The organism is Bacteroides sp. 11BF, from assembly GCF_019633765.1.
Taxonomy (GTDB): Bacteria; Bacteroidota; Bacteroidia; order Bacteroidales; family Bacteroidaceae; genus Bacteroides; species Bacteroides hominis.
Map to the genome: position 1 here is coordinate 308,984 of NZ_JAFKPJ010000001.1, position 17,744 is coordinate 326,727.

The 17,744-nt window shown below is 48.4% G+C and carries 12 protein-coding genes; 5 read left to right on the plus strand and 7 right to left on the minus strand.

Annotation, left to right across the window (positions count from 1 at the left end):
- Position 1: 1 nt before the first annotated feature.
- Positions 2–1,342, minus strand: coding sequence for a sigma-54 dependent transcriptional regulator (locus tag JZY04_RS01325; RefSeq protein WP_122142463.1), 1,341 nt, complete (start codon positions 1,340–1,342; stop codon positions 2–4).
- A gap of 281 nt (positions 1,343–1,623) precedes the next feature.
- Between JZY04_RS01325 and JZY04_RS01330 the strand changes: the two genes are divergently transcribed.
- The 5 genes from JZY04_RS01330 (at position 1,624) to JZY04_RS01350 (ending at position 9,858) form a co-directional block, all read left to right on the plus strand.
- On the plus strand, positions 1,624–2,943 hold the full coding sequence (locus tag JZY04_RS01330) for a TolC family protein (protein ID WP_122142462.1): 1,320 nt from the start codon (positions 1,624–1,626) through the stop codon (positions 2,941–2,943).
- Positions 2,944–3,037: 94 nt separating this feature from the next.
- Positions 3,038–4,285, plus strand: a complete 1,248-nt coding sequence (locus JZY04_RS01335; RefSeq protein ID WP_220577397.1) for an efflux RND transporter periplasmic adaptor subunit — start codon at positions 3,038–3,040, stop codon at positions 4,283–4,285.
- 12 nt (positions 4,286–4,297) lie between these two features.
- A complete protein-coding gene (locus JZY04_RS01340; protein WP_122142411.1) occupies positions 4,298–6,703 on the plus strand; it encodes an ABC transporter permease in 2,406 nt (801 codons plus the stop codon).
- Between the two features lie 21 nt (positions 6,704–6,724).
- Complete coding sequence (locus tag JZY04_RS01345; protein ID WP_005776380.1) at positions 6,725–7,441, plus strand: ABC transporter ATP-binding protein; 717 nt, start codon at positions 6,725–6,727, stop codon at positions 7,439–7,441.
- Positions 7,438–9,858 (plus strand): ABC transporter permease, encoded by a 2,421-nt coding sequence (locus JZY04_RS01350; RefSeq protein WP_122142410.1) that lies wholly within the window; start codon positions 7,438–7,440, stop codon positions 9,856–9,858. The genes JZY04_RS01345 and JZY04_RS01350 overlap by 4 nt, the downstream gene beginning before the upstream one ends.
- 157 nt (positions 9,859–10,015) lie before the next feature.
- Here the strand turns inward: JZY04_RS01350 and JZY04_RS01355 are convergent, their stop codons facing one another.
- The 6 genes from JZY04_RS01355 to JZY04_RS01380 all read right to left on the minus strand — a co-directional run bounded on the left by JZY04_RS01355 (position 10,016) and on the right by JZY04_RS01380 (position 17,712).
- Positions 10,016–11,362, minus strand: a complete 1,347-nt coding sequence (locus JZY04_RS01355; protein WP_122142409.1) for an NAD(P)/FAD-dependent oxidoreductase — start codon at positions 11,360–11,362, stop codon at positions 10,016–10,018.
- Positions 11,363–11,589: 227 nt separating this feature from the next.
- Positions 11,590–12,231, minus strand: a complete 642-nt coding sequence (gene bioD, locus JZY04_RS01360; RefSeq protein ID WP_122142408.1) for a dethiobiotin synthase — start codon at positions 12,229–12,231, stop codon at positions 11,590–11,592.
- A 31-nt stretch (positions 12,232–12,262) separates the two neighbouring features.
- Complete coding sequence (gene bioC / locus JZY04_RS01365; protein ID WP_122142407.1) at positions 12,263–13,708, minus strand: malonyl-ACP O-methyltransferase BioC; 1,446 nt, start codon at positions 13,706–13,708, stop codon at positions 12,263–12,265.
- Positions 13,709–13,754: 46 nt separating this feature from the next.
- Positions 13,755–14,942 (minus strand): 8-amino-7-oxononanoate synthase, encoded by a 1,188-nt coding sequence (locus JZY04_RS01370; protein WP_122142406.1) that lies wholly within the window; start codon positions 14,940–14,942, stop codon positions 13,755–13,757.
- A 135-nt stretch (positions 14,943–15,077) separates the two neighbouring features.
- Positions 15,078–17,315 carry an adenosylmethionine--8-amino-7-oxononanoate transaminase gene (gene bioA / locus JZY04_RS01375; protein ID WP_122142405.1) on the minus strand — a complete coding sequence of 746 codons (2,238 nt, stop codon included), beginning with the start codon at positions 17,313–17,315 and terminating at the stop codon, positions 15,078–15,080.
- Positions 17,305–17,712 (minus strand): hypothetical protein, encoded by a 408-nt coding sequence (locus tag JZY04_RS01380; RefSeq protein WP_122142404.1) that lies wholly within the window; start codon positions 17,710–17,712, stop codon positions 17,305–17,307. The genes bioA and JZY04_RS01380 overlap by 11 nt, the downstream gene beginning before the upstream one ends.
- Positions 17,713–17,744: the final 32 nt, after the last annotated feature.

The following is a 17,744-nucleotide window of genomic DNA, read 5'->3' on the forward strand; positions in this document are numbered from 1 at the left end:
GTCAGAGTTTGAATCGTTTGAGCTTGTTATACAACGTTTGCCGGCTCACGCCCAGTTGCTCGGCAGCGGCAGTCAGGTTACCGTTGTTTTGCAGGATGGCAGTTTCGATGGCTTGCCGTTCCACCTCTTCCAGATTGGGTACGGTGACTGCTGCCTGTGGCTGCCAGGTCTGTTTCACCAAGATATCTTTAGGGCGGATCACGCTGCCCTCACACAAGATGACCGCTTTCTCGATGGCATGCTGCAACTCCCGGATATTGCCTGGCCAGTGATACCCGCGCAATTTTTCAACAGTCTGTTCGTGCATCCGTATTTCCTGACGTTGATATTTGGAAGCGAATTTACGTAAGAAACCGTCGATAAAGAGCAAAATGTCGTCTCCCCGCTCACGCAAGGGAGGCAGTTCCAGGTGGATGGTGTTGATGCGGTAGAACAAGTCTTCACGAAACATCCCCTCTTTTACCATTGCGGGTATGTCCTTGTTTGTTGCCGAAATCAGGCGGATATCTACCGGGATCACTTTGTTGCTTCCCAACCGCATCACATTGCGGCTTTGGAGTACCGTGAGCAACTTGGCCTGGAGCGACAGGGGCAGGTTGCCTATTTCGTCCATAAACAGTGAACTTCCGTCGGCGGCCTCAAACTTTCCCCGGCGGCTTTCGTAAGCATCGGTGAAAGCCCCCCGTTCGTGCCCGAACAGTTCACTCTCGAACAGTGATTCGCTGATCGCTCCCATGTCTACGTTCAGCATCGGGCGTGCACCGCGAGGTGAAAGGCGGTGAATCTCCCGTGCCAATATCTCTTTACCGGTTCCGTTTTCTCCTGTTATCAGGATGTTGGCATCTGTCCGTGCCACTTTAGATACTACTTTCATCAGTTGCAGCATGGCAGGCGAATGTCCAACCAGCATTTCGAACCCTTCTTTTTTGTTTTCCTTTGTCTGCCGTTCCGAAGGTTTCCTGTTGTTGCGGTAGGCTTCCGTCACTTTATCGATCAGGGTCTGATTATCCCATGGTTTCAGGAGGAAGTCGGCGGCTCCGTTTTTGAGTGCTTTTACGGCAAGTTCCACGTCTCCGTAAGCAGTCAGCATCACTACGGGCAGGGTAGGAGCCATCTTCCGGATATGTCCCAGCCAATACAGCCCTTCGTTGCCATTATTGATGCCTGCCGAGAAGTTCATATCCAGGATGACCACATCGATGCGGTGGGTCGTCAGCAGGGCAGTGATCTGATTCGGGTTCGAAGCCGTCAGTATCTTGCAGAAGTAGTTTTCAAGCAAAAGTTCGAGTGAAGCCAACACCCCTTTGTTATCGTCTACAATCAGAATAGTTCCCGTGTTCATGATATCTCCTTTTGATTCGCTTCCTGTTTTTAAGTTCGTGGTAAAGATATTTGTTTTTGTAACTCCCTGCAAGAGAGTGTCCAATAATTAGACGTTTTCGAATTGAGAATTTATATGGGAAGGGGATGTGGGGACAAATCCGGGGAATGTTGACGTCAACCGTCCAATATCTGTACGCAGTAGCGTCCAAATATTGGACGGTGTCTTTTTATTGATAAGTCTATGTGGTTGAATTTTAGTTGTTTATTCTTTTTGGCACACTCTTTGCCCAGATGGTTTATATGAAACATCTTATATCACTTTGCACCTTATTTCTTTTTTCCGCTCTTTTGTCTGCACAGACAGAGAGATCGCTCGACGAATGTATTCGTATCGCATGGAAACAGAATCCGTCTTTGCGGAATAGCGAGATAGATATCAAGGAAAACCGGATGAACTATATCTCTGCCATGGGGAGTTTCCTTCCCCGCGTCAGTGTATCGGCCGAAGCCGGACGAAACTTCGGACATTCCATCGATCCGAGCACCAACGGATACACCAATAATACGTTTGATGAAGGAACCGTGGGGCTGGACATGACGCTTTCCCTTTTCGAAGGTTTCACCCGCATCAACCGGGTACGTTTTGAGAAGATGAACCGCAGCCGGAGTGAATGGGCTTTGAAGGAACGGCGCAACGAACTTGCCTGCCGGGTGACGGATGCCTATTATAAACTCCTGCTTGAAGAGCGGATGCTCGATCTGGCTTTTGAGCAGAGCCGGCTAAGCGAACGTTATCTCAAACAAACCGAAGCTTTTGTAGAACTGGGTTTGAAGTCGGTTTCCGACTTACAGGAAGTCAAAGCCCGTCGCGAGGGTGATATTTACCGTTACCAGGTGCGTGAGAACGGTTGCCGCCTGGCATTGCTCCAACTGAAACAATTGTTGAACCTGCATGCCGGGGATACGTTGGTACTTCAGGATACAATCAACTACGAATCTCTTCCGCCTTGTTCGCTGCCCCAGACAGATGAGCTCTATATGCAATCTCTGGTAGCAATGCCTTCGATGCGGATGATGGAACTCAGACAGCGGGCTGCCCGTAAAGAGTATGCCATGGCGGGCGGTAAGTTCTCGCCGACGGTTTTTGCCCGTTTCTCAATGGCCTCCCGTTATCTCGACGGTTTTTCTACCAAACAGCTGAACGACAATTTAGGAAAGTATATCGGTGTCGGCATTTCCATCCCTTTATTGAGCGGGTTGGAACGACTGACCACCCTGCGCAAACACAAGTTGAATATATTCCGTCTCCGGAATGAGGAAGAACTTCAAAAACAACAACTCTATACAGAGGTGGAGGAAACGGTTCTTTCTCTCCGTTCCGGATATGATGAATTCCGGCAGGTATTGCAGCAGTTTAGGGCCGAAGAACTGGTACTGAAAGAATCCGAACGAAAATGGGAAGAGGGGCTTATCTCCGTATTCCAGCTGATGGAAGCCCGCAATCGCTTTATCTCTGCCAAGGCCGAGTTGACCCGGGTGCGCTTACAGGTGGATATGACCCGGAAGATGGAAACTTATTATCGGACGGGAAGTTTTTGTACGTTGCCCGGTGAGAAGTGATATACGGGGTATGTGACCGGTACATCGTTCCTTTACGACCTGACGGTATAACCTTATAAACAAACGTGAATCATACATAAAACAATAACTATCTATGGATACAATGATCGAACGGAAGCCCGGAATGAAGCGAAAACATTATTATGCTATTGCCGGAGCCGTGGCACTGGTGGGACTTATCTTTTATTTTATTTTCAGGGACACTTCCTCTTCTATGAGTGTAGAAAAAGACCGGCTGACCATTGCTACTGTTACCCGCGGAGAGTTCAGTGATTACATCCGGGTCATCGGACAAGTGATGCCCAACCGCATCATCTATATGGATGCGGTAGAGGGAGGCCGTGTCGAGGAGCGCCTGAAAGAAGAGGGGGCCATCGTCAAAGCAGGCGACGTCATTCTCCGTCTCAGCAATCCGCTCCTGAACATCGGGATCATGCAGAGCGAAGCCGATCTCGCCTATCAGGAAAACGAGTTGCGCAACACCCGCATCAGTATGGAACAGGAGCGCCTGCGGCTGAAGCAGGAGCGCATCGGGCTGAGTAAGGAACTGGCTGTGAAGAAGCGTCGTTACGACCAGTACAGCCGTCTTATCAAAGAGCAACTGATAGCACAGGAAGACTTCCGGCTGGCACGTGAAGAGTATGAGGCGGCACGGGCACAACTGGATGTTGTGGACGAACGTATCCGTCAGGACAATATTTTCAGGGAGAGTCAGGTTCATAGTCTCGATGAAAACATCCGTAATATGAAGCGTAGTCTTGCCTTGGTACGTGAACGGGTGGAAAACCTGAAAGTAAAAGCTCCCATAGACGGACAGGTGGGGAACCTCGATGCTCAGATCGGCCAGTCCATTGCTGCCGGCGAGCATATCGGACAGATCATTACACCCGATTTGAAAGTGCAGGCACAGATCGATGAGCATTATGTGGAACGGGTGGTTCCCGGACTTCCGGCTGATTTTACCCGTGACGGAGGAAACTATAAACTCGAGGTGACCAAACTCTATCCCGAGGTAAAGGAGGGCCAGTTCCGCACCGACCTTCAATTTACTTCCGGACGTCCCGAGAACATCCGTGCCGGACAAACTTATCACATCAATCTTCAGTTGGGAGATCCTGCCCAGGCCATTCTTGTTCCTCGTGGCGGATTCTTTCAAATAACCGGGGGCCGCTGGATGTATGTTGTTGACGAAAGTGGTAAATTTGCCACGCGCCGTCCCATCCGGATCGGACGGCAGAACCCGCAATATTATGAAGTGACCGAGGGATTGAAACCGGGCGACCGGGTGATTGTATCCGGATATGAATTGTTTGGGGATAACGAGAAACTTATATTGAAATAAGAACCGAATACTATGAACTACATTTCGCAAGTGATACGAAGCCAGCGGGTTAAAAAGTCTCTGACGCTGATAAACATAACAGGGTTGTCGGTCTGCATTGCGGCGGCACTTCTTATTATGCTTTATGTCTGGTCGGAGTTAAGTTATGATTCATTTCATGATACCGACCGTGTGTATCGTGTTGAAAGCAGACTGTATGAAGGCGAGATGCTGACGGATAATTGGGCGACTACGGCTTATGGGCATGCTCCTGCCATGAACAGGGAAATAGCGGGAATTGAGAAGTACGTCCGTGTTACGGCTCAGGATCGCGAGCAGGTAGTGAATTACTTCGACAGGAGATTTGCCGAGGAACATTACTGCTATACCGAGCCTGCCTTTTTCGAAATATTCAACTTCCCCATAGTTAAAGGAGAAAAGGCCGGGCAACTGGTACGCCCTAATACGGTGGTACTGACTGAAAGCGCTGCAAGCCACTATTTTGGTGAAGAAGACCCGATAGGCAAGATACTGACCTTCAGTACCTCTTCATCACAGCAAAACTTTGAAGTAACGGGCATTATTGCCGATATGCCTGTCCGTTCGCACCTGCGCTACGATTTCCTGCTTTCCTACAATACGATTCCCAAGGAACGGCAGGACATCTGGTACATTCACGGTGTATATACTTACGTCCGCCTGATGCCCGGAAAGACTCCGGGAGAAATTGAACAGGCTTTCCGTGGCATATCCGACAAGTACAAGACTGATGCACTGAAACATAAAACCTGGGCTGTAGAACTGATCCCGTTGAAAGACATTCACCTTACTCCTCAAAAAGCATACGAGAAAGAGGTGAAAGGAAGCCGGACGGCAGTTCTTATTTTGTTCGTAATGTCCGCCATTCTGCTGCTGATAGGTTGGGCAAATGCCTTGAACCTGACCGTAGCCCGCTTTTTGGAGCGTGGACGAGAGTTCGGGCTCCGTAAAGCTTTTGGTGCTTCGCGCCGTCAGATTATTATCCAGGGACTTCTTGAGTCCGGTTTCATGAACTTGCTGGCTACGTTGATAGCTTTCGGCTGGTTGGAACTCCTCTTGCCTCTTGTCTATCGCTGGGCAGGGCAAAGCTTCGGGACAGACATACTTATGCAACCCGCTTTCTGGGGGATTGTAGCCGGAGTGGTTATCATCGGTACGTTGGTTGTAGGGCTTTATCCTTCCTGGCTGATGGTCACTATCCGTCCGTCGGAGATTATGCGCGGTAAACTGTTGCACGGAAAGAGAGGCAACCGGATCAGAAAGGCGTTGATTGTTGTTCAGTTCCTGGCTTCTTTTGTTCTGATTGCAGGCACGTTTACTGTGTTTCAACAGGTCCGTTACATGCAGCGTGAGGCCGAATCGGATCTGAATACCCGCATTCTGGTCATTAAATATCCTTCGTTCACTGAGGGACTGTCGCTGCGCATGGAGAGCTTCACCAAACGTTTGAAGCAACGGGCGGATGTAAGTCACGTGACAGTTTCGGGAGCTGTTCCCGGTGTGGAAGTTGCCAACTATTTTACCAATCGGCCGTATGGAAGCGATCCCTCACAAGTAAAATTGATACAGATGTTTTCTGTCGATTACGACTATTTGTCTGCTTATATGCCCCGTATGGTTTGCGGACGAAGTTTTTCCGAAGATTATGGTGGCGATCTTAACCGGGTGGTGCTTAACGAAGAAGCTGTCAGGCTGTTGGGCTACGAATCGGCAGAAGCGGCGTTGGGGCAACAACTTAAAATGGAAGTGGTTAGTGACCCGCTTGAGATAATAGGAGTGGTGGAGAACTACCACCAGCAATCGCTTGCCGTGGCTTACAAGCCTATCATTTTCTTTTTGAAAGAGCGTGTTCCTTTTATTGCAACGCCTTATATTTCTGTCTGTCTGAAAGGAAAGGGGGATGCCGGCGTCTTGACGGGAATTGAACAGATGTATCGTGAATACTTCCCGACTTCTTTATTTTCTTATTTCTTTTTGAATGATTTTAATGAATTCCTATACAAATCCGATCGTAATTTTGGCTGGATATTTGCCAGTGCCTCATTGCTTGCTGTATTTGTTGCTTGCCTTGGATTGTGGATTGTAACACTGTTTTCCACTTTGTCACGTTTGAAGGAGGTGGGTATCCGCAAAGTGCTCGGCGCAAATAAAACCAGCCTGTTCTTTGTCCTGACCAAAGAACTGTTGTTGCTTACCGTATTGGCATCTGCAATCGGTATTCCTGTATCGGCAGTGCTGATGAATGCTTGGCTGGAAACGTACGCTTTCCACATTTCGCTGTCCTGGTGGATATATGCAGCCACTTTTGTACTGCTGATGCTGATAGCCTTTCTCACTGTGTTCCAACAGGTATGGCGTACCATCCGCCAGAAACCTATGCGCATTTTAAAATATGAATAACTAATATAATATATAACGATTATGATTAAAACAGAAAAACTGTCTATGCTCTTCACCACCGAGGAGGTGCAGACCAAAGCGTTGAATGAAGTGACCATGCAAGTGGAGCGGGGAGAATTTGTAGCTATCATGGGTCCTTCCGGGTGTGGCAAGTCTACTCTGCTGAATATCCTGGGTACACTCGATTCACCCACTTCCGGTTCTTACTTCTTCGAAGGCAAACAGGTGGACAAGATGAACGAGAACCAACTGACGGCCCTGCGTAAGGGAAATCTGGGATTTATTTTCCAGAGTTTCAACCTGATTGACGAACTGACCGTATACGAGAATGTGGAGCTTCCTCTGGTATATCTGGGCATGAAACCTGCCGTACGGAAAGAAAAGGTGAAACAGGTACTTGAGAAGGTAAACTTGTTGCACCGTGCCAATCATTTTCCGCAACAACTTTCCGGTGGACAACAACAGCGCGTCGCCATAGCCCGTGCCGTGGTGACGGACTGTAAATTGTTGCTTGCCGATGAACCGACCGGAAACCTCGACTCGGTAAACGGTGTGGAAGTGATGGAGCTACTACGGGAACTGAACCGTCAGGGGACTACCATCATCATCGTTACTCACTCGCAGCGTGATGCGACTTATGCCCACCGGATTATCCGCCTGCTCGATGGGAAGATCGTAGCCGAGAATATCAACCGTCCGTTGGTCGAAACTTCCGGGACTAATACAGAGAGCGTATGATAGGGAATTATTGGAATAGTGCCTATCGTAACCTGATGAAACGGAAGGGATTCAGTTTCATCAATGTTTTCGGATTGGCAGTCGGCATGGCATCTGCCTTGCTGATATTGACTTATGTCACTTTTGAGTTCAGTTTCGACAAGATGCACGAGAAGTACGAACGCATTTTCCGTGTGGAAAGCACTTTCTATGAAGGCGAAGTACAGACCGACTATTGGGCCAGCAGTTCGTTTGGTTATGGTTCGGCCATGAAAGAGAATCTGGCCGGAATTGAAGACTATACGCGGGTGGTCTCCTTGTATCAGCCGGAACAGATTGTGAAGTATGGTGAACTTACTTTACGTGAAAACCAGATTGCTTATGCCGATCCCGGCTTCTTCCGTTTGTTCGACTTTGAGTTGGTGAAGGGAGATAAGGTCACTTGCCTCTCCATGCCCCGGCAGGTGGTCATCACCGAACGGATTGCCCGTAAATATTTTCAGGATGAAGATCCCATCGGTAAGATACTTATCTTTACGGGACCTTATGACAAGGTGGTTTGCGAAGTGACCGGTGTTATGAAAGAGATGCCTTCCAATTCACATGTCCATTACAATTTTCTGATTTCCTATAAATCGCTCGGACAGTATTTGCATGATTATTGGTATAAGCACGAGGTCTATACTTACGTATTACTCGATTCTCCCGAAAGGAAGGCAGAAATAGAAGAAGCGTTTCCGGCAATGGTGGAGAAATATAAGACGGACGAGGCTTTGAAGAACAAAATTTGGGGCGTTTCACTGACTCCATTGGCCGATATCCATCTCAAACCCCAAGTGGGATACGAGGCCGAGATCAAGGGAAACCACACGGCGATGATTGCCCTGATCTTTGCTGCCATAGCCATTCTGGCAATTGCCTGGATCAATTATATCAACCTGACCGTAGCCCGTTCGATGGAACGTGCCAAGGAAGTAGGGGTACGCCGGGTGATAGGAGCTTTCCGCAAACAGCTTATTTCACAGTTCTTATTTGAGGCTTTGGTGATGAACTTGGTTGCTTTTGTGCTGGCTGTGGGGCTGATTGAACTGGTTCTTCCATATTTCAATCAGTTGGTAAGCCGTACGGTTACCTTCTCTGTCTGGTTGACCGGATATTGGTGGCTGTTACTGTTGTTCGTGTTAGTTGGCGGTATTTTCCTTTCTGGTTACTATCCTGCGCTGGCACTGCTGAATCGTAAACCGATTACGTTGCTGAAGGGAAAGTTCCTCAACAGTAAGTCGGGAGAAGGCACTCGCAAAGTGCTCGTGGTTGTTCAGTATACAGCTTCCATGATTCTGTTGTGCGGTACATTGATTGTGTTTGCGCAGTTGAACTTCATGCGTAGTCAGTCGTTGGGAGTGAAGACGGACCAGACCCTGGTGGTGAAATTTCCCGGACGGACCGAAGGGATGAATACCAAACTCGAAGCCATGAAGAAAGCTATTGCCCGTCTGCCTTTGGTGGATAAAGTCACTTTTTCCGGTGCGGTTCCGGGTGAAGAGGTGGCTACCTTCTTATCCAATCGCCGGAAAAGCGACGCTTTGAAGCAAAACCGGCTCTATGAAATGCTGGTGTGTGACCCGGACTACATCGATGCTTACGGACTTCAGCTTGTGGCTGGACGCGGGTTCTCCGAGGATTATGGAGACGACGTGAATAAGTTGGTGGTCAACGAGTCTGCTGTCCGTAACTTAGGACTTGCTTCTAACGAAGAGGCTCTCGGCGAAGAGATAGAGGTGGAATGTACCGATGCTCCGATGCAGATCATCGGCGTGGTGAAGGATTATCACCAGCAGGCACTCAATAAAAACTATACGCCGATTATGTTGATTCATAAAGATAAAATCGACTGGTTGCCGCAGCGGTATATCTCTGTTGTGATGAAGTCCGGCGACCCGAAGGAGCTGGTGTCACAGGTTGAGGAGATCTGGCATCGCTATTTCGAAGATTCCAGTTACGACTTCTTCTTCCTCGACCAGTTCTTCGATCATCAGTATCGGCAGGACGAGGTGTTCGGTGTCATGATCGGCTGTTTTACAGGTCTGGCTATTTTCATCTCTTGTCTGGGATTGTGGGTACTGGTAATGTTTTCGTGCTCGACGCGTACCAAGGAGATGGGGATCCGGAAAGTATTGGGGGCTACCCGTTGGAATCTGTTCTATCAACTGGGTAAAGGCTTCTTCCAATTGATCCTGATAGCAGTAGTCATTGCGCTGCCCGTCGCCTGGTTCAGCATGAATGCCTGGTTGAGTCATTATGCTTTCCGCACGGACTTGAAAGCATGGTTCTTTATAATTCCGGTAGTGTTGATGCTGCTGATTTCGTTTGTGACAGTAGCCTGCCAGACAGTGAAGATCATAGTGGGAAAACCGGCACGGTCATTACGATATGAGTAACCTGACGGAATAGATACGAATACAATTCACCACAGAGTACACGGAGTATACAGAGATTAAAAACTCTGTGCTCTCTGTGTACTCTGTAGTGGATTAAAAGTCATTGCAAAATCAGTTGGTTTAATTTCTCTGATTCCTGAGCGGAGCGATAATTCCTTTATTGCTGTGTATGGTTCTCTTCACCCCAATGCGTTTTTGCTTCTAGTTCTTCACGGTCACGCACCTCTTTTGCTTTCTTTGCATAAACAATCATTCGCAGAGACTGGTCGTAAGTGAAGTAATTCCATACCCAGTTGAGCAATACGTTTGCTTTGTTTCGCACTCCCAGGATGGAACGTAAGTGAACAACCAGCCACATCACCCAGGCCAGCCATCCGGCGGTTTTGAAACTGCTGAACTCTGCTACGGCACGGTTGCGTCCTACGGTTGCCATCGATCCCAGGTTGCGGTAATGGAACGGTTGCATCGGTTTTCCTTTTTCCAGTCTTTGCAGGTTTTTGGCAAGCAGCTCTCCTTGTTGGATGGCTACTTGTGCCAGTTGAGGGTGTCCGTTGGGATAGTTCTTGTCCGTGGTCTGGATACACTGGTCGCCGATTGCGAAAATATGCTCAGTTCCCTGTACACGGTTAAATTCGTCTACCTTGATTCTTCTTCCCCGTCCCAGTAACTCTCCGCCGATATTGCCAAAGGTGATAGCTGCCACACCACTCACCCAGATGAAGGTGCGTGTGGCTATCTCTGTCCCGTCTTCCAACACCACTTTATGATCTTTGTAGTCCGTCACCCGCTTGTTCAGCAGGATGTTGACTCCCATTTCGCGTAGGAACTGTTCGGCATGACGCGATGAATCTTCGGACATTCCGGCCAATAGTCTGTCTCCTGCTTCAATCAGATAAACGTGCATCAGGCTGCTGGGCATATCCGGATAATCATTGGGGAGTACGAACTTTTTCATTTCCGAAAGTACTCCGGCTATCTCCACTCCGGTGGCTCCTCCGCCCACTACGACAACATTAAGCAACTCCTGTCGCTCACGTTCTGTGGCGCAGGTGATTGACCGTTCAAAGTTTGCCAGCAGAGCATTTCTCAATCCCATGGCTTCCGAAACGGTTTTCATAGGCATGGCTTCTTCTTCGATATGTTCGTTGCCGAAGAAGTTCGAAGTAGTGCCGGCTGCCAATACCAGGTAATCATATTCTGCTTTACCGATGGAAGTCTGGATCATCTTTTTCTCGGGGAAAATGGCCCGTACCTCTGCCATGCGGAAGTAAAAGTCTTTTCGCTTCTGAAAAATCTTCCGGAAAGGGAAGGAGATAGAGCTGGGTTCAAGTCCGGCGGATGCGACCTGATAAATCAGGGGAGGAAACTGATGATAATTGTTCTTGTCTACTAAAACAACCTGAAAGCCAGATTTCTTTAGCTTGTTGGCCAACTTGAGACCACCGAAGCCACCACCTACGATGATGACACGCTTCTTGTCGTTTTTTACAATGTTGAAACTCATACTGAAAACTTCTATTTAACCTGATGTGTCTAAAAACTAATGTCATGAAATAAACATTTATCATCGGTATAAAGTTTCCGTAAACAGCAATTAAAATACTTGTTATCATCACAGATTAAGAGATTACACAAAGATATAACAGCCGGAGTTGCTTATCCGTGAATTGCCTGTTTGTGTAATCCGTTAATCTGTGGTGAAAGAGATTTTGCAATCGTGTACCGTGGCGTTTATAATTCCGGTACTGTCCTGAATTTAGTTTCCGGGAAATGCTTCTGCAGATACCGTTGGATAAATTGCTGTGTATCCTCTTGTATGGTTCGGTCTTCGACTGTGGGATAGAGGTTGTATAATACCGTATCCAGTTCGATGCCCCGGCTTTTGATAGCTTCCAGGCTGAGGAGAGTATGGTTGATGCTGCCCAGCTTGCCCGAAGTGACAAAAAGTAACGGATAACCCTTTTGCGCTACATAGTCGATGGTCAGGAACTCTTCGGTGAGTGGAACCATCAGTCCGCCGGCACCTTCGAGCAGGACGATGTCGTAACGGTGGCTCAACTCTTCTGTGGCACGTTCTATCTTGTCGAAATCGATGGGCCGTCCGTCGATACGTGAGGCGAGATGTGGAGAACAGGGATAAGAAAAGATTTCGGGCATGGTCAATCCCTCCCGGTCGTCTTCGGTAAGGGCGATGTCCATGATGCGGCGGTGCAGGTCGATATCTTCCGAATGACCCGAATTTCCGGTCTGGATAAACTTTTGGGTAATGGTACGTTGACCTTTCTGGTTCAATTCCCGTGCCAGATAACCTGTGGCATAACTCTTTCCTGCATCTGTATCGATGCCGCTGATAAAATACACATTCTTTTTCATACTTCTTATGTTTGAGACCCGCAGGTCGTTATTATCTTTTCTTTGCAATGATATAAATGGGATGATAGGTCAGTGAAACAGAGCCTTTACCAGGGCTGAACAGACGCTCATATTCCTGACAGAAGAGGCTCAGTCTGCTCCGGGTCCAGGCTCTGTTACAGGTACCCGTCACTCCGGTTTGTTTCAGGTGATAAAGTACTTCCATCGGATTGCTGAAATTCAGTGAGATGACTTCTTCTTCCGTATGCACGATGTCGTATAGTGCCGAGAGCGAAGCAGTCAGTTCTTCTCTCGAACGGTAGGTGAGTCCCTGTCCGGTCAGTTGACGGATCTCTTTCATGTTTTCTTTCCCGAATGTACTGAAGGCGATGTATCCCTTTGCATTCAAGATGTTTTCGCATTTGCGGAAAAAAGCGTCAGGATGCTCAAACCATTGCAGGACGGAACATGAGGTGATCAGTTCTGTTCCGTGGGGAAAAGCAAGTGCTTCGGCATCTCCGGGAAGGAAAGAAACCTGTTCGTTCAGGATATCTTCGCAACTGTGGCGCATCTCTTCACAGAGATCATTCAGCAGTAAGCGTTCCGGACGAAACGAACGGAGCAACAAACGCGAGTAAGTACCCGTGCCACAACCGAACTCTACGATGCGGCGGAAAGATTGCCGGGGGAGGTGCTGCTGTAACAGGGTACACATTTTCCGGGCAATCTGCTGTTGCACGCGGGCTTCGTGAGGATAGGTATCGATTGCTTTCGAGAAGCGTTGGGCGATCAGTTGTTTGGAAAAGGGAATAATGGGAGAGAGGTTCTCTTTCAATATCTTATCGTCATAATGTGCTCCTTCATATCGTTGTATTTCAGTGCAATGTCCTTCCCACGCCTGTTCCTGATTCCGGGACGGAAAGATATGGTCTGATTCTCCGATGATCGCTTTATTCCAGACAAAGGCGGATGGGGGCAGTTCGTTGCATTGCTTGCGGATGGCGGTCAGTTCCTCTTTCAACTCCTCAACCGTTCTTTGGGGAGCTATCTCGCAGAAAGCCTTAAAGTCACTTCCCGAACCGCACATCCGTCTGCGAAACTTCTGTAGCGTTGCTTCGCTGAGGTTGTTGAGTGTGCCCTCAAAAATGACGGGAGGGATTCCTCTTGCGTCATCGATGGGGAAAGGAGTACCGTTGATGGCAATGCTTTGCGTTATGGGAAGGTTACTGCCTTGCAGCACTTGTGAAGCAGCCCATACTCCCATTGACCAGGCTACAACCTGTATTTGGGTATATGTGGAGAGCAACGTCTTGTCAAAGTCAAGGGAACGGTAATCATAGCAGATAATCAAGTCTCTATGTTGTGGGAGATAATGTATGAAGGGAGTTTCGTCCATTCCCCATCCGGTAAAGAAGAGAATGACTTCACTCCCGGTCTCTCTCCCGGGGAGAGGAGAGTTCTGAGAATATTTTGTTTGATATAGTCTTTTAAGTATCATAGCTTTATTGTTTATCGTTCACAGTTTATCATTCATCGTTTACAGTTCATCGATTATCATTTACTGTTGATATGAGTTTTTCCACTTCCTCGTCTGTCACGTCTGCGGTCAGTGAAAAGCGGATGCGGGAAGTACCTTCCGGTACTGTAGGCGGACGGACAGGTAATGCGTAGAATCCTTTGCGTTGTAACTCTTTCGCTATTTGTATGGCGGTTACACTTTCACCTGCTACCATAGGCACGATCTGACTGACTGAAGTGGAAGAATAACCTTTCTCCCGGAGCGCAACTCGCAAACGCTTACTGATGGCTGCCAGATGTTCTCTCTTTTCTTGATATTCCGCCAAATGGCGGAGTACGAATGAAGTCCATTGCAGGGTGACGGGCGGAAGGCCGGTGGTGAAGATGAAAGGACGCATCTTATTAATCAGATAATCCCGTATTACTTGTCTGCATACTACGTAGGCTCCGGCAGAAGCCAGCGCTTTTCCGAAAGTACCTACCAGAAAGTCGATATCCGCTATGCATCCGTAAGCTTCGGCACATCCCAGTCCGCCTGCTCCCCGGACACCTACCGCATGGGCTTCGTCCACGTAGAGCAGTATGTTCGGATACTTTTGTTTGAGCTTGATCAGCCGGGGCAGGTCTGCTTCGTCTCCATCCATACTGAAGATGCTTTCGGTAACGATAATCACCTGTTCGTATTGTTTGTGATGGGTTTCAACTAATTTTTCTAACTGGCTGTATTCATTGTGCCGATAACGGATATATTTGGCCTCCGATAACCGGATACCGTCTATCAGGCTGGCATGTACCAGTTTGTCCGCGAGAATCAGTGTCTTTGTGTTGCATATGGCTGGCAGAATACCTGTATTGGCATGATATCCGCAGTTGAATACCAATGCTGCTTCTGTTCCGAAAAGTGAGGACAAGAGATCTTCCAGTTCACCGTATGCGGCAAAATTACCGGTAAGCAGACGGGAGGAAGAGGAAGAGAATTTGACTTCTTCCGGTTTTACTGTCTGCCAGAAAGCATTTAGTAAGACAGTATCATTGGCCAGTCCCAAGTAATCGTTGGACGATAGGTTTAGCATCCGTTGCCCGTTAATGATGACCTCTTTGCCTTGATGAATCAGGGTAGGGAGGATACGGAAATTATTCTGTTCTTTGAGAAGTTTCAACTCCTCAAAGAAACGGACGGATTCATAGCCTTCCGTTTCTTGATTATAGTTCATGATTGTAATGTTTTTGAGTTCACCACAGATTACACAGATTAACACAGATATTTTAATTTAACTCGCAGTAAAATAAATTATTAATCTGTGAGAATCTGTGTAATCTGTGGTGAGTTATATTCATTTCTGATCAGTTTAGAGACAGGTGGAGCCGTCGGTTATACATTTTATCATTCCTTCCGTCAGTTTCGTCAACTGTTCGGATGTAATGATAAACGGGGGCATTACATATACCAGTTTACCAAACGGACGCAGCCAGATCCCTTCTTCTACAAAACGGCGTTGCAGATGTGCCATGTCCACCGGTTCTTTCATTTCGATCACTCCGATGGCACCCAATACCCGTACGTCCGCCACTTGAGGAAGCTTACGCGCCGGAGCCAGTTCACGGTTTAGTTGTGCTTCGATCCGTTTTACATTTTCTTGCCAGCCGGATTCCAGAAGCAGCCGTATCGATGCACACGCCACGGCACATGCCAGAGGATTTCCCATAAACGTAGGCCCGTGCATGAAGGCACCCGGGAAATGGTTGGAGATGCAGTCTGCTACTTCATTGGTGGTCAGTACTGCCGACAGGGTCATGTATCCTCCTGTCAGGGCTTTTCCGATGCACATGATGTCCGGCTCTACTCCGGCATGTTCCCAGGCGAAGAATTTTCCGGTACGCCCGAATCCGGTCGCTATTTCGTCAAAGATCAACAATACCCCATGCTGTCGGCAGAGGCTTGCAGCTTGCCGCAGGTATTCCGGATGATAGAACCGCATGCCTCCCGCACCTTGTACAATTGGCTCGAGAATGAAAGCTGCCAGTTTTCCGGACTGCTTTTCCAGCAGTTGTTCCAGCGGACGGATGTCTTCCGGATCCCATTCGTCTCCAAACCGTGAAGTAGGGGCGGGGAGGAAATGGCGGATAGGGAGTGCCGAACCGAAGATGCTATGCATTCCCGTTACCGGATCGCATACCGACATGGCATTCCAAGTGTCTCCGTGGTAACCGTTGCGGATGGTGACGAAATTACTTTTTTCCGGTTGCCCGGCTGCATACCAATACTGTACGGCCATTTTCATTGCTACTTCAACTGCTACCGAACCTGAATCGGCATAGAATATCTTTTGCATGGAAGGTGGAACCAGTGGCAGCAACAGTTTGCCGAGTTCGATAGCCGGATCGTGTGTAAGTCCGCCGAACATGACGTGAGACATCTTGCTGAGTTGCTCTTGTACTGCCCGGTTCAATGCCGGATGATTGTATCCGTGGACTGCACACCACCACGATGACATACCTTCGATCAGTGTCTGCCCGCTTTCCAGTGTGATGGTGACACCGTCAGCCCGTTTCACTTTATAGACCGGAAGTGGATTGGAAGTCGAAGTATACGGGTGCCATAAGTGTTCGCGGTCGAACTGTGAGTCGGCAAAATGGTAGCCTTCCGAGAGAATCATCTCTTTGTCATCCGATACTTTAGAGCCAAGAGTAGTCAGCAAATCTCCCACAATGGCGGAGTTAATGCCGATATAGAGCGATTTCCGGACAGCTTCGGGCGTTAACTGCGAACGTCCCCCGGCAAAGCGCAGGTAGGCTGTAGGATTTATGAAACGGAAAAGGGCGACTGTTGTCAGTACCTCTTCTTCGCTGAGCGGTGACTGATGTTCGAGCGGAGTGCCCGGTATGGGTTGCAGCAAGTTGATCGGGATGGATTGGATGTCGAGCTCGCGGAGCGTGAAGGCAAACTCGATCCGTTGTTCCACGGTTTCGCCCATACCGATGATACCGCCGCAACAAAGGTCCATTCCTACCCGTCGTGCGGCATGCAGGGTCTTCAGTTTCTGCTCCTGTGTATGTGTGGTGCAGAGTGAGTCGAAATGTGAAGGAGCAGTCTCAAGGTTACAGTGATACCGGGTGACTCCGGCATTGTACAGTGCCTGTAATTCTTCTTCGTCCAATAGTCCCAGTGAGGCGCATAGCCGGATTGACGAGTGACGTCGCATCCGTCGTGCGGCTACACAAAGTTCCTTCATGTTTTTAGGCGAAGGTTTCCGACCGCTGGTCACCAGTGAAAAACGATTGATTCCTTGCGCCTCGTTGTATTTGGCTTGACGCAGACACTCTTCCGCACTCACCAGATCGTATACATCTGCCTTCGTCTTGTAGTGGGATGACTGTGCACACCATTTGCAGTTTTCGGGGCAGCGTCCCGAACGGGCATTGATGATGGAACACATGTCGAACTCCTGTGAAGCGCAGAAACGGGTGATTTCGTGCGCTGCATCGTACAACTCTTCTTTTCGGGGAAATTGAGCCAGCCATTCGGCCTGCTCACGGCTGATGGCCGTTCCCTGTAATACTTGGTTTTTGATTTCTTCAATGGTCATAGGATGGGGAATTAAAAAAGAGGTTGCCGGTCCCATTTGGATGGGAGGCAACCTCTTTATATGAAATGTATAAAACGGATGTCGCAACAGTTGACTGCGCGGCACCTGAATAAGAATATTTCAAAGATTGAAATGGAATGAAAAGAAAGAGTAAGGGTGTGGGAGACAGTACGGTACTCTCCCAATCTTCTTCCGGGACAGAATCTTCTGTTTCACCTTGCGGATCAATTCCTTCCGTATGTGGAGTCTGTTGCTTGCACAACGCACATTCCGTGACATTCTTTCTCAATTGTCCGATGGTGACACACAATCCCAAAGTGGCGAATATGGCATAGGCTTTCCGGCTCCACTGGCGGAAGCGGATGAACGAATGCGATATATACCTTTCTTTTTTCATAAGCTATATGGGGGATATCTTGTTATCGGACG